This is a genomic window from Mesorhizobium sp. 113-1-2, from assembly GCF_016756475.1.
GTDB lineage: Bacteria > Pseudomonadota > Alphaproteobacteria > Rhizobiales > Rhizobiaceae > Mesorhizobium > Mesorhizobium loti_C.
Map to the genome: position 1 here is coordinate 4,997,943 of NZ_AP023242.1, position 20,022 is coordinate 5,017,964.

The following is a 20,022-nucleotide window of genomic DNA, read 5'->3' on the forward strand; positions in this document are numbered from 1 at the left end:
TGGTTGAAGTGATTTCCAGATAAGAAAATCCCGCGCCGATCGAAAGATTGCGCGGGATTTTTTGCCGGTGCCGCCGTGACGCAAGCACTTACTGAGATTCAGGTCAGGCCGAGTCGAAAATGGCTAATACCGAGAACCGGAGCGGAGCGTACTTAATGTACGTGAGTACCGGAAGCGCAGGTATTGGCCATTTGCAGGCCGGCCTCACCTGAATATCGGTAAGTCCTATGGCGCGAAGATCGACCAGTTCATCATCCTGGCCAACTTCTCCAGCGCGATCGAACCGAGCTTGGAATTGCCGTTGGCGTTGAGACCGGGCGACCAGACGGCGAGCGAGGCCACTCCAGGCACGATGCCCAATATGCCGCCGCCGACGCCGCTTTTTCCCGGAATGCCGACGCGGAAGGCGAAGTCGCCGGAGCCGTCATAGTGGCCGCAGGTCAGCATCATGGCGCCGATGCGCCGCGCCCGCTCCGCCGACACCACCTGATATCCGGTGGCCGGGTTCTTGCCGCCATTGGCAAGGAAACGACCGGCCATCGCCAGTTGCCGGCAACTCATGGCGATGGCGCAATGGTGAAAATAGACGCCGAGCGCCAGTTCCGGCGCATGATGAAGATTGCCAAAGGATTTCATGTAGTTGGCCAGCGCGAAGTTGCGGTAGCCGGTGGCGCGTTCGGAGGCGGCGACCTCGCGGTCGATGATGATGGTGTCGTCATCGGCAAGGAACTGGATGAAACGCAGGATCTCGCCGATCGCCTCGCGCGGCTGGTGGCCGGCAAGCAGGATGTCGGAAATGACGATGGCGCCGGCATTGATGAAGGGATTGCGCGGAATGCCGTTCTCATGCTCGAGCTGGACGATCGAATTGAACGGATTGCCCGACGGCTCGCGCCCGACCCGTTTCCACAGCGCATCGCCGACATTGCCGAGCGCCAGCGTCAGTGTGAACACCTTGGAGATACTCTGGATGGAGAAAGGCTGGTCGGCATCGCCCGCCACCAGCACGCGGCCGTCATTGGTGACGGCAGCGATGCCGAATTTTTTCGGATCCACCTTGCCCAATTGGGGAATGTAGGTCGCGACATCGCCGCGATCGGTGCGCTCGGCCATTTCGGCGGCGACTTCTGCCAATGCCAGATCAAGTTTGGGGGCCTGTTCGAATTCCGGCATGGTGCTACCTCAACCAGCGTTCGATGCGCGCCATCGCCTCGACCATGTCATCATGGCTGCCGGCGTAGGAAAAACGCATCGTGCGATGCCCTGCCTGGGTGTCGAAGTCGCGGCCGGGCGTCGCCGCCACATGCGCCTCGGCCAGCATCTTGCGCGCGAAAGCCATGCTGTCATTGGTGTGCCTTGTGACATCGCAAAAAGCATAGAAGGCGCCATCCATGGGTGCAGCCAGCGGAAAGCCGAGTTCCGGCAGGCGCGTCATCAGCAGTTCGCGATTCCAGGCGTAGCGGCCTTTGACCGCTTCCAGCTCATCGGTCGCGGCAAAGGCCTCGATCGCGGCGATCTGCGACAGCTCCGGCGGCGAGATGTAGAGGCTCTGGGCAATACGCTCGACCGGCCGCACCAGCTCTTCCGGCAGCACCATCCAGCCGATGCGCCAGCCGGTCATGCAATAGTATTTCGAGAAGGAATTGATCACCGTCACGCTGTTGCCGAAGGCAAGTGCCGAGGTGTCAGGGGCGCCGTAGGCCAACCGATGGTAGATCTCGTCGGAAATGACGGCGATCCCCAATGTCTCCGCCGTATTGACCAGAGCCGCCAGTTCGTCGGCCGGTATGACCGCGCCGGTCGGGTTGGCCGGACTTGCAAACAGGACACCCTTCAACGGCTTCTCGCGATGCGCGGCCTCCAGATGACCGGCATGCAAATAGGCCGCGTCGCCGAGCTCGATCTCGACCACTTCGATGCCGAGTGCCGCCATGATGTTGCGATAGGCAGGATAGCCAGGTGCTGCGATCGCAACGCGGTCGCCCGGATCGAACATCGCCAGGAAGGCAAGATTGAAGGCCGCCGACGAACCCGTGGTCACCGCGATCCGGCCAGGCTCGACTTCAAGCCGATAGTGATCCGCGTAGTGCTCGGCGATCGCCTTGCGCAGACCGGCCAATCCCAGCGTGTCGGTGTAGCCGATGCGACCGTGCTCCAAGGCCTTGGCCGCGGCGGCGCGAACCCGTGCAGGCGCGGGATCGGAGGGCTGGCCGACCGCCATGGAGATCACCGGCACGCCCTGGGCCTTCAGCCTGTTTGCTTCGGCCAGCACATCCATGGCGTGGAATGGCTCGACATTGCCACGGCGTGAGAGCGAAACGACCATTTTATCCCTATCCCGACGGTTGGGCACGCTATGCCCTCGAATACATGCGCCGCACAAATGCCCGATTGATGTGAGGATCACAAGTTGAGGAAGTTTTTCCGGTGCCGACTTTTCATCTTTCGCCCGCTCGTCTACCAGTGGACACGTCATGTTGAGCCGACCCAGATCGACGATTGCCAAGATCGCGCGTGTTTTCGCGACGCTTTCGCTTGGCGTCGCCGTCGCCGTGGCGAGTTCGGTCACCGCCTTCGCCCAAAGCGTGCCGGTGGTGCGCGATGCCGAGATCGAGGCTCTGGTGCGTGACTACGCGCGGCCGATCTTCAAGGCGGCGGGGCTGGCGAATGATGGCATCGATATCGTGCTGGTCAACGATTCCAGCTTCAACGCTTTCGTCACCGGGCGCCGGCTGTTCATCAACACCGGCGCGCTGATGACGGCCGAAACGCCGAACGAAATCATCGGCGTCATCGCGCACGAGGCCGGCCATATCGCCGGCGGCCACCAGCAGAAACTGCGTGACCAGCTCGAGCGCGCCAAGACGATGGCCATCATCGCCACCTTGCTTGGCGCGGGTGCGATCGTTGCGGGCGCCACCACCAACAGCCGCGGCCTTGCCGGCGCCGGCATGGGCGTTGCCGCCGGCGGCGGCGAGATGGCACAGCGCAGCATCCTCGCCTACCAACGCACCGAAGAGATAACAGCCGACCGATCCGCCATCACCTATCTCAACGCCACCGGCCAGTCCGGCATGGGCATGCTGAAGACGTTCCGCCGCTTCCAGACCGCGCTGTCCCTGTCGGGTGCGCAGATCGATCCCTACCGGATCAGCCACCCGATGCCGCAGGAACGCATCGCCAATCTCGAAGTGCTGGTGAAGCAGAGCCCGAATGTCGACAAGCCTGACCCGCCGGCGCTGCAGCAGCGCCATGACATGATGCGGGTGAAGATCGCCGTCTATATGGAAGGCAAGGCCACCGCCGGCAGGCTGATGCAAAAGATGCGGGGCAGCCTCGCGGCACTCTATGGCGATGCCCAGTCGACCTACCTTTACGGTGACATCGCCGGCGCACTCGCCAAGACCAATGCCCTGATCAAGGCCCAACCCAAGAACCCCTATTTCCAGGAATTGCGCGGCGACATTTTGATGAAGGCGAACAAGCCCAAGGATGCAGCCGAAGCCTATGCCAAGGCGGTCAGCCTCGATCCCGCGCGGTCCGGCTTGCTGCCCGTCTCGCTTGGCCAGGCGCTGATGGCGGTCGGCACGCCTGACGCGCTGAAGAAAGCCGTCGTGCAGATCAACAATGGCCTGGGTCGCGACAAGGAAAATGCCGAGGGGTATCGTTACCTGGCGCAGGCTTACGGCGAGTTGGGTGACATACCGGGCGCCGAGCTTGCCACGGCCGAAGGTCATTTCTATTCCGGTAACTACAAGGATGCGAAGATCTTCGCCATGCGCGCGCAGCAGCAGATGAAGCGCGGCGAGCCGCGTTGGATACGCGCCCAGGATATCATAAACTACAAATCGACAAGCAAGATCTAGTGAACCTTCCGATCACGCGCTGCGACACAGCCGGACTGGGAAACAGGCAAAAGGAACGAGAACGATGAAAAAGGCACTGCTGCTGGGCACAACGGGGATCGCTGTGGCCCTCGCCATGCTGGCTTTCGGTTTCGTCGCCGGCAGCCCGCAGATTGCCAAGGCCGGTACAACGCAGCCTGTCCAGGCGACTCAGCCTGTCCAGACGGCAGGGGCCGACACCAAGGCGGCCGATACCAAGATCGACCGCACCGAGGTCGAGGGCATAATCCGCGACTACCTCCTGAAGAACCCGGAAGTGCTGCTCGAAGTGCAGGACGCGCTCGAGGCCAAGCAGAAGGAAGAACAACGGATCGCCGCGCTGGGCGTCATCAAGAACGCCAAGGAGCAGATCTTCAACTCCAGCTTCGACGGCATCGTCGGCAACCCGAACGGCAAGGTGACGATCGTTGAGTTCTACGACTACAATTGCGGCTTCTGCAAACGCGCCATCGAGGACATGCGAGCCCTGACCAAGGCTGATCCGGATCTGCGCTTCGTGCTCAAGGAATTCCCGATCCTCGGCCCGGATTCGCAAAAAGCCAGCGTCGTCTCGATGGCCTTCCATCTGATGAAGCCGGAAAAATACGGCGAGTTCCACAACGCACTGCTCGGCGGCCAGGGACGCGCCACCGAGGCGGCCGCGATCAAGATCGCGCTTTCGCTCGGCGCCGACGAGGCGACGCTGCGCGAGAAGATGAAGGACCCGTCGATCACCGAGGCCTTCTCCAAGACCTATGATCTTGCCAATAAGCTGTCGATCACCGGAACGCCGTCCTATGTCGTCGGCAATGAGGTGGTGTTTGGGGCTCTCGGGCAGGAAGTGCTGACGCAAAAGATCGAGGCGGCGAAAGCCGCGCTTTGATCAGCCAGGGGTTTTCTTCACGGGCGGATTTCGGCCTGTTGTGGACAGTGAAAGAACGCACTTGCGCTCTTTTCGCGGACGGCTATGCCCGGTATAGAGGCCCAGCGCGCCGGTTTGATACCGGCGCCGGAAAAGGTCGGCTTTTTTGAAAACGGTTTTCGTCCTGAACGGTCCCAATCTCAACGCGCTCGGCAAGCGCGAGCCGGGCATCTATGGCGGCAAGACGCTTGCCGCGATCGCCGACGACTGCAAGCAGGCCGGCACGGCGCTCGGGCTCGAGATCGATTTCCGCCAGTCGAACCATGAGGGCGATCTCGTCGACTGGATCCAGGAAGCCGGCGACAAGGCCGCCGGCATCGTCATCAATCCGGGTGCCTACAGCCACACCTCGATCGCGATCCACGACGCCATCCGTTCGGTTGCGCCGCTGCCGGTCGCCGAAGTTCACCTTTCCAACATCCATGCGCGGGAATCATTCCGCCACGTCTCCATGGTCGCGCCGGTCGCCGTCGGCATGATCTGTGGCTTTGGGCCGCTCGGTTACACGCTGGCGCTACAGGCGCTGGCCGCACGCCTATGACCGGCCAACAAACAGAAGGCTCGAAAATGTCGATAAAGAAGACCGGTGTTGACCAGCAACTGATCCGCGATCTGGCGGGCATACTGAATGACACCAACCTGACCGAAATCGAGGTCGAACTGGGTGACTTGAAGGTGCGCGTGTCGCGGCAGGCACCTGCCGTCCACGCGATTGCAGCCCCCCAGCCCAGCTATGCGCCGGCGGCAGCTGCCCAGCCCGCTGCCGCGGCCGCCCCGGCAGCGGTCGACGTATCGAAGAACGCGGTCACCTCGCCGATGGTCGGCACCGCCTATCTGGCGCCGTCGCCCGACGCCAAGGCGTTCATCGAGGTCGGCCAGAAGGTCAAGGAAGGCCAGACGCTGCTGATCATCGAGGCGATGAAGACGATGAACCAGATCCCCTCGCCGCGCGCCGGCACGGTGACGGCGATCCTGTTCGAGGACGCGACGCCGGTCGAATACGGCATGCCGCTCGTCGTGATCGAGTAGAGCGGGCCGGATGTTCCAGAAGATCCTCATCGCCAATCGCGGCGAAATCGCGCTTCGGGTGCTTCGCGCCTGCAAGGAACTCGGCATCCAGACGGTGGTGGTGCATTCGACCGCCGACGCCGACGCCATGCATGTCAGGCTCGCCGACGAAAGCGTGTGCATCGGCCCGCCGCCATCGCGCGACAGCTATCTCAACATCCATCAGATCGTCGCGGCCTGCGAGATCACCGGCGCCGACGCCGTGCATCCAGGCTACGGCTTTCTGTCGGAGAATGCCAAGTTCGCCGACATATTGGCCGCGCACAACATCACCTTCATCGGCCCGTCCGGCGACCATATCCGCATTATGGGCGACAAGATCGAGGCCAAGCGCACCGCCAAGCGCCTCGGCATTCCGGTGGTGCCCGGCTCCGACGGCGCGGTGACCGATGAGAAGGAAGCCAAGCGCATTGCTGCCGAAATCGGCTATCCCGTGATCATCAAGGCCTCGGCCGGCGGCGGCGGCCGTGGCATGAAGGTTGCACTCACCGAGGAGGACCTCGAGGTCGCCTTGCAGACGGCGCGCACGGAAGCGGGCGCCGCTTTTGGCGACGACGCCGTCTACATCGAAAAGTACCTGCAGAAGCCGCGCCATATCGAAGTGCAGGTGTTCGGCGACGGCTTTGGCCGCGGCGTGCATTTCGGCGAACGCGACTGTTCGCTGCAACGGCGCCACCAGAAAGTCTGGGAAGAGGCCAATTCGCCGGCGCTCAACGCCGAGGAGCGGTCCCGCATCGGCGGCATCTGCGCCAAAGCCATCGCCGATCTCGGCTATTCCGGCGCCGGCACGATCGAGTTCCTGTACGAGAATGGCGAGTTCTATTTCATCGAGATGAACACGCGCCTGCAGGTCGAGCATCCGGTGACGGAAGCGATCACCGGCATCGATCTCGTGCATGAGCAGATCCGCGTCGCTTCCGGTGGCGGTCTTTCGGTCAAGCAGGAAGACATCAAGTTCAATGGCCACGCCATCGAATGCCGAATCAACGCCGAGGATCCGCGCACCTTCACCCCCTCACCCGGCACCATCACCCATTTCCACACGCCGGGCGGTCTCGGCATCCGCGTCGATTCCGGCGTCTATTCCGGCTACAAGATCCCGCCCTATTACGACAGCCTGATCGGCAAGCTGATCGTGCATGGGCGCAACCGCGTCGAGTGCATGATGCGGTTGAGGCGGGCGCTGGATGAATTCGTCGTCGATGGCATCAAGACAACCTTGCCGCTGTTTCGCGATCTGGTCGGCAATGCCGACATCGCCAATGGCGACTATGATATCCATTGGCTGGAAAAATACCTGGCCAAGGAAGAATAGTCCGGGGACGCGATGACCCGTCCCTACGCACCCGGCTATCGCATCCCCACCGACCTCCTGCTCAAGGCCTATGCCTCGGGCGTCTTCCCGATGGCCGAAAGCGCCAACGACCCGGAAGTCTTCTGGGTCCGGCCGGAGACGCGCGGCATCATCCCGCTCGACGGGTTCCACACACCCAAAAGCCTGAAGAAAGCGATCCGCAAAAGCCCATTCGACATACGCTTCGACTTCGATTTCGAGGCCACGATCGACGGTTGCGCCGAAAAGCGCGAGGAGCGGCGCTCGACCTGGATCAACGCGCCGATCCGCGAGGCCTATGTGCAACTACACCGCATGGGCCACTGCCATTCGGTCGAGGCCTGGCATGAGGACCAGTTGGTCGGCGGCCTCTATGGTGTGTCACTCGGACGGGTGTTCTTCGGCGAAAGCATGTTTTCCAAGGAGACGGATGCGTCGAAGATCTGCCTCGTGCATCTCGTCGAACGCTTGAAGGCGCGCGGCTTCGCGCTACTTGATACCCAATTCACCACCGAGCACCTCAAGCGCTTTGGCGCCGTCGACGTGCCACGCGGCAAGTATGAGAAGATGCTCGCCGATGCGTTGAAGGGCGAGGCGATCTTTTTTCCGTGACCGGAGAGCTTCGATGTCGAGCGAAATCCACCTTCGAGCGGATATGCAGCCGATTGTTCAAGCGCTGATCACAAAGGGCAGAGACGCCACAATGGGTCAGCTCGACCAACTGCTTCCCAAACGTGAATTCAGTTCGACCGAGATTGAAGACATATTGGCTGCTCTCTCCGAGCATGGGATACGTATCACCGAGTAAACGATCCGCCGGACCACCCAGATGATCAGGTCTTCGCTGCAGCCTCCAGCGGCGTCTGCGAATGGAACATCATCTTCCAGCCGTTGACACGATGGACATAGCCGGTGCTGACCAGCGCCGCGTAAGGGTCGCCATTCTCCCGAGTCGCATGCGCCTCGTAGGTCAGCATGACGATATCACTGCCCGGTTCGATGATTCCCTTGAGCTCGATATCGAGATCGCGCCAGCGGTTGGGCTTGGTTGCGGTCTTGGCCAGATCGGCATTGTCCATCGCCTTTGCCATTTGCGGAAATGCCACCAGGCATTCCGTGTCGGCATTGGCCGCGTAGTAGGCCTCGTCCCCTGTCCAGAACCCTTTTTCGAGTTCGAGCAACTCTTCCTTGCTCGCCGTGATCCGCTTGCTGTCTGACATCGAAATATCCTCCGGGCGCATCGATGCGCGGTCGTCAATGGTCCAACGCATGATGGACGTGACGGTTCCGGGGGATCAGTTGGCGTCGGTGGCGCCCGGTTCCGTAAGATCGGGCTGTTTCGCATCCGGGCTGGCCGCTGCCGGCGGCTTGGCGGCGGCAGGCTTGGTGGCGGCCGGCTTCGGGGCGTCGGCCTTGGTGGCGTCAGCCTTGGTTGCGTCGGGCGCCGGTACGTCCGACTTCTGCTTGCATTCCTTCAGCCAGACGTCATAGACGGCATGCTCAACGGCGTTGAGCCCCGGACTTTCGGCGAACATCCAGCCGGTGAAGATGCGGCGGATCTTGCGGTCGAGCGTGATCTCGTCGACCTCGACGAAGGAATCGGTCCTCGGCTCCTCAGTCTGCGGCCGCGAATAGCAGACGCGCGGCGTCACCTGCAAAGCACCGAACTGCACCGTCTCGTCGATATAGACGTCGAAGGTGATGATGCGGCCGGTGATCTTGTCGATGCCGGCGAACTCGGCGACCGGATTGGTGATGCGGTCCGATCCAGCAGGCGCCGCCGGGGCGGGCGCGGCGGGTACAGCCGGTGTGGGCGAAGCCGCAAAAGCCGCGGTGCTGACGGCGAGGCTGGCGGCTAGCGTCAGGCCTCCCGTCGGTATCAGGTTGAAAAAGCTCATATAGGGGTACCGGTGGTTCGCGCCCGGGTGATTCCGTCGATCGCCAAGGCTAGTCGCCGTTTTCTGATCAGCAAGCAGCTAAACACCAATTGTGGCGATAAAGGACCGGCCTGCACTTCGTGCCGTGACAAGTCGGGGCGCTGTTACCAGCCGGGTCGTTACGACCCGGGCGTCCACGCGTCGTAGTCACCCGTGACCTGCGGGCGATGCTGATTGGTCAGCACCGAACCCTTCGGGCGATAGGCCGCCGGCGTGCCGGTCAGATTGGGCTGGTGCGGCTTCTGCCAGTCGCGCGGCTTGTAGTCGTCACTGGGCGGCGCGAGGTCGACACGGTGATGGATCCAGCCGTGCCAGCCGGGCGGAATGGCCGAGGCTTCGGAATAGTTGCGGTAGATGACCCAACGGCGCGTGCGGCCTTCCGAATCGACGCCGCCTTCGTAATAGACATTGCCGACCTCGTCCTGGCCGACCCTCTTGCCGTACCGCCATGTGTGCAGACGCGTTCCCAGCGTCTGGCTGTTCCACCAGGTGAAAAACTGCGTCAGGAAAGTCTTCATCTCGGAACCCTTTGCGCAGGCGGCGCCTGTTTCCTGCTTATGGCGTCAGGCATTCGGGAAGGCAAGGGTTTTGCCGCAGGCAGCGCGCAAATGGCGCGCCAAGGAGCCGACACAAGCCCGTGATCCCGAGAGGCGGCAGGATGCGCGCTTGCCAAGCCTTTGCGCTCTTTCTAAAGCTCAGCGCGCCCATGCGGATATCCAATCCGGCCATGGGCCGAGGGAGGTGACGATTGGCCACGGAATTGCCGACCACCGACATTCGCATCGGCGCCGAGCTGATTCGTCGCCGCAAGAGCGGCACACCACTGGTCTGCCTGACAGCCTACACTTATCCCGTCGCTCGCCTGCTTGATCCGCATGTCGACCTGCTCCTGGTCGGCGACAGCGTCGCCATGGTCCTGCATGGCCATGCGACAACGCTGGGCGCCTCGCTCGAGATGATGATCGCGCACGGGCAAGCCGTGATGCGCGGCTCGGCCAGGGCCTGCGTCGTCGTCGACATGCCGGCGGGCAGCTATGAGGATTCGGCGGCGCAGGCGGTGGCCTCGGCGCGGCGCATCGTCGATGAGACCGGCTGCCAGGCGGTGAAACTCGAAGGTGGCGTCGACATGGCCGGGCAGATCGCGGCAATTGTCGCCGCAGGCATTCCGGTCATGGGCCATATCGGCCTGCTGCCGCAATCGGTGGAGAAGGATGGCGGCTACAAGATCAAGGGCCGCACGGACGAGAACGTCGCGGCGCTGATGGCCGACGCGCTCGCCGTCGAAAAAGCCGGCGCGTTCTCCGTGGTCATCGAAGGCACCATCGAGGCGGTCGCCGCCGACATCACCCGCCGCATCGCCATTCCAACCATCGGCATCGGGGCCAGCGGTGACTGCGATGGCCAGATCCTGGTCATCGACGACATGGTCGGGCTGACCGTCGACCGGGTGCCGAAATTCGTCAAGGAATATGCCGATCTGCGCAGCGTGATCGCGCACGCCGCCGAGCGCTATGCAGCGGAGGTGCGAGACCGGACATTCCCCGGCCCTGCCCATGTCTTTTCGGGCTCAAAAGCCTTTTCGGGCTCAAACGGCGGAGATGAGACATGAGCCGGCCTGACGTCGTCGACAGCGTCGCCGCACTTCGCGCGCGGATCGGTGACTGGAGGCGCGATGGCTTGCGCGTCGCCATGGTGCCAACCATGGGCGCGCTGCATGAAGGGCATCTCTCGCTGATCAGGATCGCCAGGGGAAAAGCCGAGCGCTGCGTGGTGTCGATTTTCGTCAACCCGACGCAGTTCGCGCCGAGCGAGGATCTCGACAAGTATCCGCGCCAGCTCGCCCGCGACCTGGATCTGCTGGCGACGGTCAAGGCCGATCTTGCCTTCACGCCCACGGTCGGCGCGATGTATCCCGCCGGCTTCGCCACCAGGATTGCGGTCGGCGGCCCCTCCGCCGGGCTTGAATCGGACTTTCGCCCGACCTTTTTTGAGGGCGTCGCCACCGTTGTGGCCAAGCTCTTCCTCCAGGCAACGCCCGACTATGCGGTCTTTGGCGAGAAGGACTATCAGCAGCTTTGTGTCGTCCGGCAGCTCTGCCGCGACCTCGACCTGCCCGTCGAGATCATCGGCGCCCCGACCATACGCGACGCGCATGGTCTCGCCATGTCGTCACGCAACGCCTATCTCAGCGAGTCTGAACTCGCGGTCGCCCGCCAGCTCAACGCGATCCTGCACAAGGCAGCAGCGGCGCTGGCGGCCGGTGCACATCAAGATGACGCGACCGGTGAAGCCAGCCGCGCCCTGATCGCCACCGGCTTCCAGAAAGTCGACTATGTCGAGGCCCGCGAAAGCCTGACACTGGCGCCCTGGCGCCGCGACCGCGTCGGGCGCCTGCTCGCCGCCGCCTGGCTTGGCAAGACCCGGCTGATCGACAATGTGGACGTTCCCGTTGCCTGAGCGGACTGGGCTACGCCACGCTTTGTCCCCTGGCGCGTCGCCCATCCGAGATTTCCGGCACGTGCCTACTCCTCCGTCGGCATATGCAGATACATCGACTGGATGCCAACGCGTCCCGGGCCGGTGAAGCGGTTGACGATGAAATTCATGTTGGCGCCGAAGAAGCCGCTCGACAGGCGGTCGATCTTGGTTTCCATCCTCACCGAGGTATCCTTGAACAGCCAGCCGCCCGGCTCGATGTCGATGGTCTCGCCAGCAGCAAGCGTTTTCTCGAAGACATTGCCGTAGCCGTGCAGCCAGACGATGCCGTCGCCGCTATCGCCACGAAAACGGTCGATGAAGAAGCCACTCTGGCCAAACAGCATCGTCGCCAGCCCGCGGACACGCTCGAATGTGTAGTCGACATTGCCGGTGGCGGCGAGAAACTGGTGTTCGCGCACCTGGATCTCCTCGCCGCGCCTGAGATGGATCGGCACGATGTGGCCGGGCCCGTCGCGGCTGAAGGCGATGATACCCGCCCCCGACGCCTCGGTGACGAAGATCTGCATGCCGGCCATCATGCGCTTCAGCGCGCCTTTCAGCGATTTCAGGCCAATGGTGATGGCGGAGTTCTTCCACAACAGGATGTGGTGCTCGAAATAGACAGGCATTTGCGTCACATCGACCGACAGCACGGGCACCAGTTCGCCCGCTATGTGATAGGTGACGCCACCAAAGGTTTCGTCCGACACCTGCGTCGGCATCAGTTCCGGCAAGCTTGGCATGGTTCCCCCCTCGCCGCCTTGCGCGCCAGCCCATTCCGGCTTCCGCACGGTCAGCTGCCCGCAGCTTGGTGTGTGACCCTCAGGCCGTCAAATGAAAAGAGGGCACATGTCGTGCCGCTCGCGCGAAGGTGATCCGGATTTCCTTGAGACGTCAGTCACCCGGCAAGAGAGCGGCGGTAGACAAGCGTCCCGGTGCGTTCGCCTGCATCGCCAGATCGTATAAAACCGTTCGCTTCGTAGAAGGCGATGGCGCGCGTGTTCTGCGCCTCCACCTCCAGGCGAATGGCGTCGGCCTCGGGGAAACTCTCGATGATCTCGTCGAGCAGCATGCCGCCGATACCCCGCCCCTGCAGGCTGGGCAGCACGTAGAGTTGTTTCAGGACAACCAGCTTGCCGCCGTCGATGCTTTCGGCAAAAGCCACGCCGCCAATGCGCTTGCCGTCATCGGCAACAAGGAAGTCGCTGTTCGGCTTGATCAGCCGCGCCTTCAGCGAGGCAATCGAATGCCATTCGTCGGTGATCTCGGTGACCTTTGCGGCGCCGTATATAGCGTCATACGTCGCATGCCAGGTTTCGACCAGCACCGCCCGGATTGCATCAAGGTCGCGTTCACCTGCGGTGCGGACAAACATCGCTTTCTCTCCCGCCTATGCCGTAGCGCGGTCGCGTCTGAAATCGATCACCGCAAGCAGCACGACCCAGACCAGAAGCACCATGCTGCCCGGCATGTTGGCGGCCATGGCAAGGCCGGAGAATCCGGTTGCCGCGGTGGCCAAGCCGCCGAACAGGACGCCCACAGCACCGGCGCCACCGAGCAGCGACAGCCACAACGGACAGCGCCTGGCCTGATGCAGGGCGGTAGTGGCGAGCAGAACCGTCAAGCCGAGCAGCATGGCGCTGATCGCGGCAAAGCCGACTTCAACCTGGCGCACGGCGAAAGCGGCGCTGAACAGCGACGGTTTTGCCGCCGCATCGGCTGCGGCCCAGGCGTTGACCACCGCCTTCAGCGCGATGCCGTCGACGGCCTGCAAGGCAGCGGCCGCCGCCAACGATGCCGCGCCGAAGACGATCGTCAGAAGGGCCCAGCCACGGGCCGGACCGTTGGACAGACGGCCAAGGATGAGCAGCAGCCCCGCAACCATCGCGAAGACGCCGGCAAGCTGTGCCATGTGGCTGTAGAGCCAGATATGGTCGGCGGCATATTCACCGAAGGCGGCAAGCGCATCGTTCGGATCTTCATGCATCGGATGCAGCGACGTGCCGACAAAAAGCAGCACGGCGCCGATAATCAACAGGGCCGGCGAGACGCTTGCCGGATTGCCCGGCTTTGCGTCTGTGCTCATTGATCCGAAATGCCGAGCTTGGCCTTGACGAGGTCGTTGACCGCTTGCGGATTGGCCTTGCCGCCCGTCGCCTTCATCACCTGGCCGACAAACCAGCCGGCCATGGTCGGCTTGGCGCGCGCCTGTTCGACCTTGTCGGGATTGGCCGTGATCACCTCGTCGACCGCCTTCTCGATGGCGCCGGCGTCGGTGACCTGCTTCATGCCGCGGCTCTCGACCAGCTGACGCGGATCGCCGCCCTCGTTCCAGACGATCTCGAACAGGTCCTTGGCGATCTTGCCGGAGATGGTGCCATCCTTGATCAGGTCGACAATCGCGCCGAGCTGATCGGGCGAAACCGGAGCATTTTCAATATCCTTGCCGGCCTTGTTCAATTGGCCGAGCAGATCGTTGATGACCCAGTTGGCGGCGAGCTTGCCGTCGCGGCCGGAGGCCACCTTCTCGAAATAGTCGGCGATCGACTTTTCCGACACAAGGATCGAAGCGTCGTAGGTCGACAGACCCAGCGAGGTGATGAGCCGCGCCTTTTTGTCGTCGGGCAGTTCCGGCAGTCCTTTGGCCAGCGCGTCGACATAGGCCTGGTCGAATTCCAGCGGCAGAAGATCGGGATCGGGGAAATAGCGGTAATCGTGCGCTTCTTCCTTCGAGCGCATCGAGCGCGTCTCGCCCTTGACGGCATCGTACAGCCGCGTTTCCTGGTCGATCTTGCCGCCGTCCTCGAGGATGGCGATCTGGCGGCGCGCCTCATAGTCGATGGCCTGGCCGATGAAGCGGATCGAGTTCATGTTCTTGATCTCGCAGCGCGTGCCGAACTCGCCACCGGGCCGGCGTACCGAGACGTTGACGTCGGCGCGCAGCGAGCCTTCATCCATGTTGCCGTCGCAGGTGCCGAGATAGCGCATGATGGTGCGCAGCTTGGTGACATAGGCCTTGGCCTCATCGCCGGAACGCAGGTCAGGCTTGGAGACGATCTCCATCAGTGCCACGCCTGAACGGTTGAGGTCGACATAGGACATGGTCGGATGCTGGTCGTGCATCGACTTGCCGGCATCCTGTTCCAGATGCAGCCGCTCGATGCCGACCTCGATGTCCTCGAACTCGCCCTGCCGGTCCGGTCCGACCGAAACGATCACCGTGCCCTCGCCGACGATCGGCTGCTTGAACTGCGAAATCTGGTAGCCCTGCGGCAAGTCCGGATAAAAATAGTTCTTCCGGTCGAAAACCGACTTGTGGTTGATCTGTGCCTTCAGCCCGAGGCCGGTGCGGATGGCCTGCTTGACGCATTCCTCGTTGATGACCGGCAGCATGCCCGGCATTGCCGCATCGACCAGGCTGACATTGGCGTTCGGCGCCGCACCGAAAGCGGTCGAGGCGCCGGAAAACAGTTTTGCTTCCGAGATGACCTGCGCGTGCACCTCAAGACCGATGATGATTTCCCAGTCGCCGGTGGCGCCGGAGATCAGGCGTTTAGCGTCGGGCGTGCGGGTATCGATCAGGGACATGGGGGCCTACATATTGGAACTGCTGAATATGCGTGGACGCATACTTTGGTGTGCAACTTCGCTAGTGCAAACCGCCAAAAGAGACAAGCGCAAAGCCGCGGGCTGGCCTTTTCAGCTGCTTTCGCCTATAGGACGCTCATCCTAATGGAGAGTGGATGTCCACTTACGCTCAGTCCCGGTAAGGCCCTGACCTCGTAGCGAGGCAGGGCGACAAAACCTGAAGCCCCGTGCCGCGAAGCTTCGCGGCGGCGGCATTTTTCGTTTTTCCGGAAAACTCTCCCTATGGATATTTCGCGCAGCACATGACCCCGAAAATCGGAACCGATTTTCGGAAAGGATCATGTGCCAAGTTATAAGTGCCACAGCGTCCTTTGCGCGTCCAAGAGGACGCGCGGCGCTGTGGGACAGCGCATCCTGCACCTGCTTGCGCAGGGCGGACGCATTGAAATCGAAAAGAACGAGAAAAAGCGGATCGCCTCCGTCAAATGCCTGACCCGTGAGGGCTGGCATTATCCGGGCGTCGATCTCGGCCTGTTTCGAAAGCTGAAGCGGAAAAAGGCAGTTTCGTCGTCGGGCGGCGGTCCCTACCGCATCACGAGGCGCGGGCTCGAACTCGTCCGTTCCGAACTCGACAACAGATAGAAATGGTTCCGCCGGTCGGGTCTCCGGCCGGCGGTTCCTTTCGCCGCTCAGGCGGTGGCGATATAGGCCCTGATCTCATCCGCCTCGCGCTCGACATCCTCGATGCGGCGCTTGACCACGTCACCGATGGAGACGATGCCATCGAGCAGGCCGTCCTTTTCCACCGGCAGATGGCGGAAACGGCCCCTGGTCATGATCTCCATCACCTCGTTGACCGTGTGGTTCTCGTTGCAGATCTTCACCTTCGGCGTCATCGCCGAACGCACCGCAATATCAAGTGCGGCGGCACCCTCCTTGGCGACGACACGCACGATATCGCGCTCAGAAAGAATGCCGACGATCTTGCGATCGCCGTTGGTGATGACCAGCGCACCGATCTTGTGGTCGGCGAGCATGCGGATGGCCACGCTAAGTTTTTCATTCGGCCCGAGCGTCAACACGTCGTGGCCTTTTCTCTCTAGAATTGCCTTAACCGTCATGGCGTCCTCCTCTGCTTTTGCCTGCCGGTTCCTGCCCTGACCGGCTTTCACGTAAGAGTGAACATCGTGCGCCGTGATCGGCTGCATTTCAAGTGTGGTGGTCGGTGGTTTCCCACTCAGGCGACTGCCATCGCCGGTCGAACCAGCGCAGGCCGAAGAAGCCGGCGACGAAGCCGCCAATATGGGCCTCCCAGGCAATCTGACCGTCTATTCCAGGCGCAAAGCCGAGAAGGCCAGTGGCGAGGTTGATGATCATCCACACGGCAAGGAAGATCCCGACGCCACGCAAACGCCAGACAATGGCGATCGGCAGCACCGGGCCGGCGAAGGCCGCCTTGCCGGCCGAACGATCGGTGCGGAAACCGAAGCGCGCGGCGGCCCCCATCATGCCGGAGATCGAGCCGGAGGCACCGACCAGCGGCGCCTCGCCATAGGGGTGCACGGCCCAGAACAGCGCCACCGAAGCCAGCCCGGTCACAGCGAAAAACAGCGCGAAGCGGAGCGCGCCCAAACGATTGGCCAGCGGCGAGCCAAAGGCCGCGAGCCAGACCATGTTGATGGCGATATGGGCAAACCCGCCATGCATGAAAGCATAGGTGAAGGGCCGCGTGAACAGGAACCAATCGAAACCGTATTGTCCGGTGTAGAGGACGGGGATGAAGGCCCCATCATAGAGCAGCGTCATCTGCTGCTCGTCGTTCAGCACATATTGCTGCAGCAGATAGACGGCAGCGCAAATGCCGATCACCGCCAGCACCACGGGAGGCAGGTTGAAGACCGGCTCACGCCGGGGCTCCGGCGTCGGTTCGGTGGGTTCGGCTTCCGAAGGGCTTACCGGTTCACTCATACGCATCTGGTCCTAGGATTCGATGCGCGAGCTTTAGAGCAAGGATGGCCGACTTGGAACAATTCTGTTTCTCGAAACGGCGAACACGACGTACCGCGTCGCCCTCATTTGCTATGAAACGAAAGGAAACGAAGCGGAATTGCTCCGGGGTTTGAAAAACTCGCAACGCGCGTTCTCGGAAGCGACGAGCCCCCTCCCTAGAATGCGGCGCCATAACGGGTGAGAACGACGGCCAAAACTCGCCGCCCCAAGCGCAATGCCCATAACCCGAAGCTCACGCATCTTGCCCCCAGCAAACTCAACCATCGCCGTCTCCGTCAACGGGATCGAGAAATCCTTCGGGCCGACACGCGCACTCGCCGGCGCCGATCTTGCCGTCGCGCCCGGTGAGGTCGTTGCGCTGATGGGCGCCAACGGCGCCGGCAAATCGACCTTGGTGAAGATTCTTTCGGGGTCCTACACGCCTGACGCGGGCACGATCACGCTGGGCGGCAACATTGTCACCTTCGCCTCGCCCAGCGCCGCCAAGGCCGCCGGCATCGCCACGGTGCACCAGGCGACCGACCAGGCGGGTGCTGCCGGATTGGCGGTTGCCGAAAACCTGTTGCTTGACGAGCTTTGCGGCCGCACGGGGCGTTTCCTCGTCTCGGCGGCATCGATCCGCCGGCGAGCGCGCGCGGTCGCGGCGCTGATCGACCTCGATCTGCAGCTCGATCGCGACTTCATCGATCTGCGCCCGGCGGAACGCCAGTTGATCGCCATTGCCCGCGCCGTCGCGGCCAGGGCCTCCGTGCTCATCCTCGACGAACCGACATCGAGCCTGTCGACCACGGAAGCCGAGCGTCTGTTCGCCATCATCCGCCGCCTGCGCGCCGGCGGCATGGCAATCCTCTATATTTCGCACCGGCTTGGCGACCTTGCGGCGATCGCCGACCGCGCCGTCGTCATTCGCGGCGGCCGCATCGTCGGTGCCTTTGCCAGGCCGATCGATTTTCCGGCCGCCGTCGCGGCCATGATCGGCCGGACATTGGAAGCCGCCACACATGACAGCAAGGCATCAACCGCGCCGATCATCGCCTCCATCAGGCGCGCGCGGCTGGTTGCCGAGGCGGAGCCTTTCGATCTCGACCTGCGCTCCGGCGAGGTCGTCGCCATCACCGGCACGCTCGGCTCGGGCAAGAGCCGGCTGCTGCGCGCACTTTTCGGACTGGAAACGCTGGCGCAAGGCGGCTTCGTGCTCGACGGAAAGCCATGGCTGTCGAGCGGGCCGGCACAGTCGATCGAAAGCGGCGTCTTCATGGTCGCCGAGGACCGCTGGCAATCATCCTTGCTGCCGCCCGAAGTTCCCGGCGCCTCGATCGCCGGTACGATCGCCCTGCCGCATCTCAAGCGCTGGTTTCCGAGTGGTCTGCTGCACACAGCCCGCGAACGCAAGGTCGCGGCCGATGCAATAGCGCGGCTCGGCATCAAGGCGCGCGGACCCGACGACACGCTCGACGAGCTTTCCGGCGGCAACCAGCAAAAGGTCGTGCTCGCCCGCTGGCAGGCCGCACCTTGCCGGCTGCTGCTGCTCGATGAGCCGTTCCAGGGCGTCGACGTCGGCGCACGCGCCGATTTGATCGCCGCGATCCGTAACAGCCAAAGCGGTTCCGCCACGCTGATCGCGACCAGCGACACCGAAGAGGCGCTGGAGGTTGCAGACCGCATCCTCGTCATGCGCAACCACACACTTCATGAGGCCGGAGACGGCCATGGCTCGCTGACCGACCAGATCGGCAAGGTCGAGAGCGACAAGGCCGGAGACCACAGATGACCTATCCGACGACGACGGCGCAGCCGTCCGCCTCGCGCACGTCGCTTTTCCGCGAAACCCGCCGCTACGCCCTCTTCGTGCTGCTGGCGTTGATGGTGGTGGGGTTCTGGTACGCGCAGCCTGCCTTCATCCGCTCGGCCAATCTGTTCTCGATCCTGCAGGCGGTTTCGGTGGTGGCGATCCTCGGCGTCGGCGTGTCGATCACCATGGCGGCCGACGGCTTCGACCTGTCGGTCGGCAGCATCGCCGCTTCGTCGGTGATGGCGGCGAGCTATGCCATGGTCGTGTGGCAGCTGGACGCGGCCCAGACCATGGTGCTGGTCTTGCTGATGGGTGCCTTCATCGGCTTCGTCAACGGGCTGCTGATCGTCCGCGTCGGCGTGCCCGATCTTCTCGCCACGCTGGCGACCATGTTCCTGCTTGCCGGCCTGCAGCTGATCCCGACCGGTGGCCGCTCGATCACTGCCGGCATGGTGCTTCCCGACGGCTCGACGGTGCCCGGCGCCTATGATCCGGCGTTCCTGATCCTCGGCCGGTCCCGGCTCTTCGATACGATCCCCCTGTCTGTCGTGGTCATGGCTACCGTCGCCGTGCTCGCCTGGTTCCTGATGGAGCGCACGCGCTGGGGCCGCGTCTTCTACGCTATCGGCGGCAATGAAACGGCCGCGCATCTTGCCGGCGCAGCGACCAAGAGATACCGGCTCTGGGCCTATATACTGTCAGGCACGCTTGCTTCGCTGGGAGGGCTGATCGTGGCCTCCCGCGTCGGCCGTGGCGACGTCTCGGCGGGCAATTCTCTGCTGCTCGATGCGGTGGCAGCCTCGCTGATCGGCTATGCCGTGCTCGACAAGCGTCGCCCGCATGTGATCGGCACGGTGGTCGGTGCGATCTTCGTCGGCGTGCTGCTCAACGGTCTCACCATGTTGAACGCGCCCTATTACACGCAGGACTTCGTCAAGGGCGTCGTGCTGGTTGGAGCCTTGGCACTGACCTTCGGCCTGGGAAAGAAGCGCTAACCCAATCAATATCTC

Annotated in this window: 23 protein-coding genes; 12 read left to right on the top strand and 11 right to left on the bottom strand. The window is 62.9% G+C overall.

Translation table 11 applies throughout. The annotated features are described in order from the left end of the window. Positions 1-225: 225 nt before the first annotated feature. Together JN279_RS24230 and JN279_RS24235 are read right to left on the bottom strand one after the other, a co-directional pair. Positions 226-1,173 (bottom strand): glutaminase, encoded by a 948-nt coding sequence (locus JN279_RS24230; protein ID WP_096445549.1) that lies wholly within the window; start codon positions 1,171-1,173, stop codon positions 226-228. A 4-nt stretch (positions 1,174-1,177) separates the two neighbouring features. After that, positions 1,178-2,326 (bottom strand): pyridoxal phosphate-dependent aminotransferase, encoded by a 1,149-nt coding sequence (locus JN279_RS24235; protein WP_096445547.1) that lies wholly within the window; start codon positions 2,324-2,326, stop codon positions 1,178-1,180. A 148-nt stretch (positions 2,327-2,474) separates the two neighbouring features. Here JN279_RS24235 and JN279_RS24240 point away from each other — a divergent pair, with 148 nt between their 5' ends. From JN279_RS24240 to JN279_RS24270, 7 genes are all read left to right on the top strand, one after another. Next, positions 2,475-3,866, top strand: a complete 1,392-nt coding sequence (locus tag JN279_RS24240) for a tetratricopeptide repeat protein (protein ID WP_096445545.1) — start codon at positions 2,475-2,477, stop codon at positions 3,864-3,866. Positions 3,867-3,930: 64 nt separating this feature from the next. Continuing rightward, on the top strand, positions 3,931-4,767 hold the full coding sequence (locus JN279_RS24245) for a DsbA family protein (RefSeq protein ID WP_096445542.1): 837 nt from the start codon (positions 3,931-3,933) through the stop codon (positions 4,765-4,767). Positions 4,768-4,912: 145 nt separating this feature from the next. Further along, positions 4,913-5,347, top strand: coding sequence for a type II 3-dehydroquinate dehydratase (gene aroQ, locus JN279_RS24250; protein WP_096445540.1), 435 nt, complete (start codon positions 4,913-4,915; stop codon positions 5,345-5,347). A 26-nt stretch (positions 5,348-5,373) separates the two neighbouring features. Further along, positions 5,374-5,835, top strand: coding sequence for an acetyl-CoA carboxylase biotin carboxyl carrier protein (gene accB / locus JN279_RS24255; RefSeq protein WP_096457250.1), 462 nt, complete (start codon positions 5,374-5,376; stop codon positions 5,833-5,835). Positions 5,836-5,845: 10 nt separating this feature from the next. After that, the gene (gene accC, locus JN279_RS24260; protein ID WP_096445537.1) at positions 5,846-7,189 is read left to right on the top strand and encodes an acetyl-CoA carboxylase biotin carboxylase subunit; all 1,344 of its coding nucleotides are present in this window, start codon (positions 5,846-5,848) and stop codon (positions 7,187-7,189) included. A 12-nt stretch (positions 7,190-7,201) separates the two neighbouring features. Continuing rightward, positions 7,202-7,819 (top strand): leucyl/phenylalanyl-tRNA--protein transferase, encoded by a 618-nt coding sequence (gene aat / locus JN279_RS24265; protein ID WP_096445534.1) that lies wholly within the window; start codon positions 7,202-7,204, stop codon positions 7,817-7,819. Positions 7,820-7,832: 13 nt separating this feature from the next. Beyond that, on the top strand, positions 7,833-8,015 hold the full coding sequence (locus JN279_RS24270) for an RNA polymerase sigma factor region1.1 domain-containing protein (RefSeq protein ID WP_096445532.1): 183 nt from the start codon (positions 7,833-7,835) through the stop codon (positions 8,013-8,015). Positions 8,016-8,040: 25 nt separating this feature from the next. Here JN279_RS24270 and JN279_RS24275 read toward each other — a convergent pair whose 3' ends face one another. The 3 genes from JN279_RS24275 to JN279_RS24285 all read right to left on the bottom strand — a co-directional run bounded on the left by JN279_RS24275 (position 8,041) and on the right by JN279_RS24285 (position 9,662). Next, complete coding sequence (locus JN279_RS24275) at positions 8,041-8,427, bottom strand: hypothetical protein (RefSeq protein WP_096457247.1); 387 nt, start codon at positions 8,425-8,427, stop codon at positions 8,041-8,043. A gap of 75 nt (positions 8,428-8,502) precedes the next feature. Then, on the bottom strand, positions 8,503-9,105 hold the full coding sequence (locus JN279_RS24280) for a DUF2155 domain-containing protein (protein WP_202350458.1): 603 nt from the start codon (positions 9,103-9,105) through the stop codon (positions 8,503-8,505). Positions 9,106-9,263: 158 nt separating this feature from the next. Beyond that, the gene (locus tag JN279_RS24285) at positions 9,264-9,662 is read right to left on the bottom strand and encodes an NADH:ubiquinone oxidoreductase subunit NDUFA12 (protein WP_096445526.1); all 399 of its coding nucleotides are present in this window, start codon (positions 9,660-9,662) and stop codon (positions 9,264-9,266) included. Positions 9,663-9,892: 230 nt separating this feature from the next. Between JN279_RS24285 and panB the strand changes: the two genes are divergently transcribed. Beyond that, on the top strand, positions 9,893-10,753 hold the full coding sequence (gene panB / locus JN279_RS24290) for a 3-methyl-2-oxobutanoate hydroxymethyltransferase (RefSeq protein WP_096445524.1): 861 nt from the start codon (positions 9,893-9,895) through the stop codon (positions 10,751-10,753). Further along, positions 10,750-11,601, top strand: coding sequence for a pantoate--beta-alanine ligase (gene panC / locus JN279_RS24295; protein WP_202350459.1), 852 nt, complete (start codon positions 10,750-10,752; stop codon positions 11,599-11,601). Before panB ends, panC begins: the two co-directional genes overlap by 4 nt. A gap of 65 nt (positions 11,602-11,666) precedes the next feature. Here the strand turns inward: panC and JN279_RS24300 are convergent, their stop codons facing one another. The 4 genes from JN279_RS24300 to gatB form a co-directional block, all read right to left on the bottom strand. Further along, complete coding sequence (locus JN279_RS24300) at positions 11,667-12,365, bottom strand: AIM24 family protein (RefSeq protein ID WP_096445520.1); 699 nt, start codon at positions 12,363-12,365, stop codon at positions 11,667-11,669. Positions 12,366-12,520: 155 nt separating this feature from the next. Continuing rightward, on the bottom strand, positions 12,521-12,997 hold the full coding sequence (locus JN279_RS24305) for a GNAT family N-acetyltransferase (protein WP_096445517.1): 477 nt from the start codon (positions 12,995-12,997) through the stop codon (positions 12,521-12,523). Between the two features lie 15 nt (positions 12,998-13,012). Continuing rightward, entirely contained in the window at positions 13,013-13,708 is a 696-nt protein-coding gene (locus JN279_RS24310) for a DUF4386 family protein (RefSeq protein ID WP_096445515.1), read from the bottom strand. Then, positions 13,705-15,210, bottom strand: a complete 1,506-nt coding sequence (gene gatB / locus JN279_RS24315) for an Asp-tRNA(Asn)/Glu-tRNA(Gln) amidotransferase subunit GatB (RefSeq protein ID WP_096445512.1) — start codon at positions 15,208-15,210, stop codon at positions 13,705-13,707. The genes JN279_RS24310 and gatB overlap by 4 nt, the downstream gene beginning before the upstream one ends. Positions 15,211-15,609: 399 nt before the next feature. On the opposite strand from gatB, the gene JN279_RS24320 reads away from it, so the two are divergent. Further along, the gene (locus JN279_RS24320; RefSeq protein ID WP_096445510.1) at positions 15,610-15,852 is read left to right on the top strand and encodes a YjhX family toxin; all 243 of its coding nucleotides are present in this window, start codon (positions 15,610-15,612) and stop codon (positions 15,850-15,852) included. Between the two features lie 47 nt (positions 15,853-15,899). On the opposite strand, the gene JN279_RS24325 is transcribed toward JN279_RS24320, so the two are convergent. Both JN279_RS24325 and JN279_RS24330 read right to left on the bottom strand, forming a co-directional pair. Further along, complete coding sequence (locus JN279_RS24325) at positions 15,900-16,331, bottom strand: CBS domain-containing protein (protein WP_095204363.1); 432 nt, start codon at positions 16,329-16,331, stop codon at positions 15,900-15,902. Positions 16,332-16,419: 88 nt separating this feature from the next. Further along, the gene (locus JN279_RS24330; RefSeq protein WP_096445508.1) at positions 16,420-17,178 is read right to left on the bottom strand and encodes a rhomboid family intramembrane serine protease; all 759 of its coding nucleotides are present in this window, start codon (positions 17,176-17,178) and stop codon (positions 16,420-16,422) included. 256 nt (positions 17,179-17,434) lie between these two features. On the opposite strand from JN279_RS24330, the gene JN279_RS24335 reads away from it, so the two are divergent. Together JN279_RS24335 and JN279_RS24340 are read left to right on the top strand one after the other, a co-directional pair. After that, positions 17,435-18,991, top strand: a complete 1,557-nt coding sequence (locus tag JN279_RS24335) for a sugar ABC transporter ATP-binding protein (protein WP_096445505.1) — start codon at positions 17,435-17,437, stop codon at positions 18,989-18,991. Beyond that, the gene (locus tag JN279_RS24340; RefSeq protein WP_096445503.1) at positions 18,988-20,007 is read left to right on the top strand and encodes an ABC transporter permease; all 1,020 of its coding nucleotides are present in this window, start codon (positions 18,988-18,990) and stop codon (positions 20,005-20,007) included. The genes JN279_RS24335 and JN279_RS24340 overlap by 4 nt, the downstream gene beginning before the upstream one ends. Positions 20,008-20,022 lie beyond the last annotated feature (15 nt).

Excerpts from the sequence above, each read along its gene's own strand:
- JN279_RS24230 (WP_096445549.1), bottom strand. The coding sequence starts at position 1,173 with ATGCCGGAATTCGAACAGGCCCCCAAACTTGATCTGGCATTGGCAGAA.
- JN279_RS24235 (WP_096445547.1), bottom strand. The coding sequence starts at position 2,326 with ATGGTCGTTTCGCTCTCACGCCGTGGCAATGTCGAGCCATTCCACGCC.
- JN279_RS24240 (WP_096445545.1), top strand. The coding sequence starts at position 2,475 with ATGTTGAGCCGACCCAGATCGACGATTGCCAAGATCGCGCGTGTTTTC.
- JN279_RS24245 (WP_096445542.1), top strand. The coding sequence starts at position 3,931 with ATGAAAAAGGCACTGCTGCTGGGCACAACGGGGATCGCTGTGGCCCTC.
- accB (WP_096457250.1), top strand. The coding sequence starts at position 5,374 with ATGTCGATAAAGAAGACCGGTGTTGACCAGCAACTGATCCGCGATCTG.
- accC (WP_096445537.1), top strand. The coding sequence starts at position 5,846 with ATGTTCCAGAAGATCCTCATCGCCAATCGCGGCGAAATCGCGCTTCGG.
- aat (WP_096445534.1), top strand. The coding sequence starts at position 7,202 with ATGACCCGTCCCTACGCACCCGGCTATCGCATCCCCACCGACCTCCTG.
- JN279_RS24270 (WP_096445532.1), top strand. The coding sequence starts at position 7,833 with ATGTCGAGCGAAATCCACCTTCGAGCGGATATGCAGCCGATTGTTCAA.
- JN279_RS24275 (WP_096457247.1), bottom strand. The coding sequence starts at position 8,427 with ATGTCAGACAGCAAGCGGATCACGGCGAGCAAGGAAGAGTTGCTCGAA.
- JN279_RS24280 (WP_202350458.1), bottom strand. The coding sequence starts at position 9,105 with ATGAGCTTTTTCAACCTGATACCGACGGGAGGCCTGACGCTAGCCGCC.
- JN279_RS24285 (WP_096445526.1), bottom strand. The coding sequence starts at position 9,662 with ATGAAGACTTTCCTGACGCAGTTTTTCACCTGGTGGAACAGCCAGACG.
- panC (WP_202350459.1), top strand. The coding sequence starts at position 10,750 with ATGAGCCGGCCTGACGTCGTCGACAGCGTCGCCGCACTTCGCGCGCGG.
- JN279_RS24300 (WP_096445520.1), bottom strand. The coding sequence starts at position 12,365 with ATGCCAAGCTTGCCGGAACTGATGCCGACGCAGGTGTCGGACGAAACC.
- JN279_RS24305 (WP_096445517.1), bottom strand. The coding sequence starts at position 12,997 with ATGTTTGTCCGCACCGCAGGTGAACGCGACCTTGATGCAATCCGGGCG.
- JN279_RS24310 (WP_096445515.1), bottom strand. The coding sequence starts at position 13,708 with ATGAGCACAGACGCAAAGCCGGGCAATCCGGCAAGCGTCTCGCCGGCC.
- gatB (WP_096445512.1), bottom strand. The coding sequence starts at position 15,210 with ATGTCCCTGATCGATACCCGCACGCCCGACGCTAAACGCCTGATCTCC.
- JN279_RS24325 (WP_095204363.1), bottom strand. The coding sequence starts at position 16,331 with ATGACGGTTAAGGCAATTCTAGAGAGAAAAGGCCACGACGTGTTGACG.
- JN279_RS24330 (WP_096445508.1), bottom strand. The coding sequence starts at position 17,178 with ATGAGTGAACCGGTAAGCCCTTCGGAAGCCGAACCCACCGAACCGACG.
- JN279_RS24335 (WP_096445505.1), top strand. The coding sequence starts at position 17,435 with ATGCCCATAACCCGAAGCTCACGCATCTTGCCCCCAGCAAACTCAACC.
- JN279_RS24340 (WP_096445503.1), top strand. The coding sequence starts at position 18,988 with ATGACCTATCCGACGACGACGGCGCAGCCGTCCGCCTCGCGCACGTCG.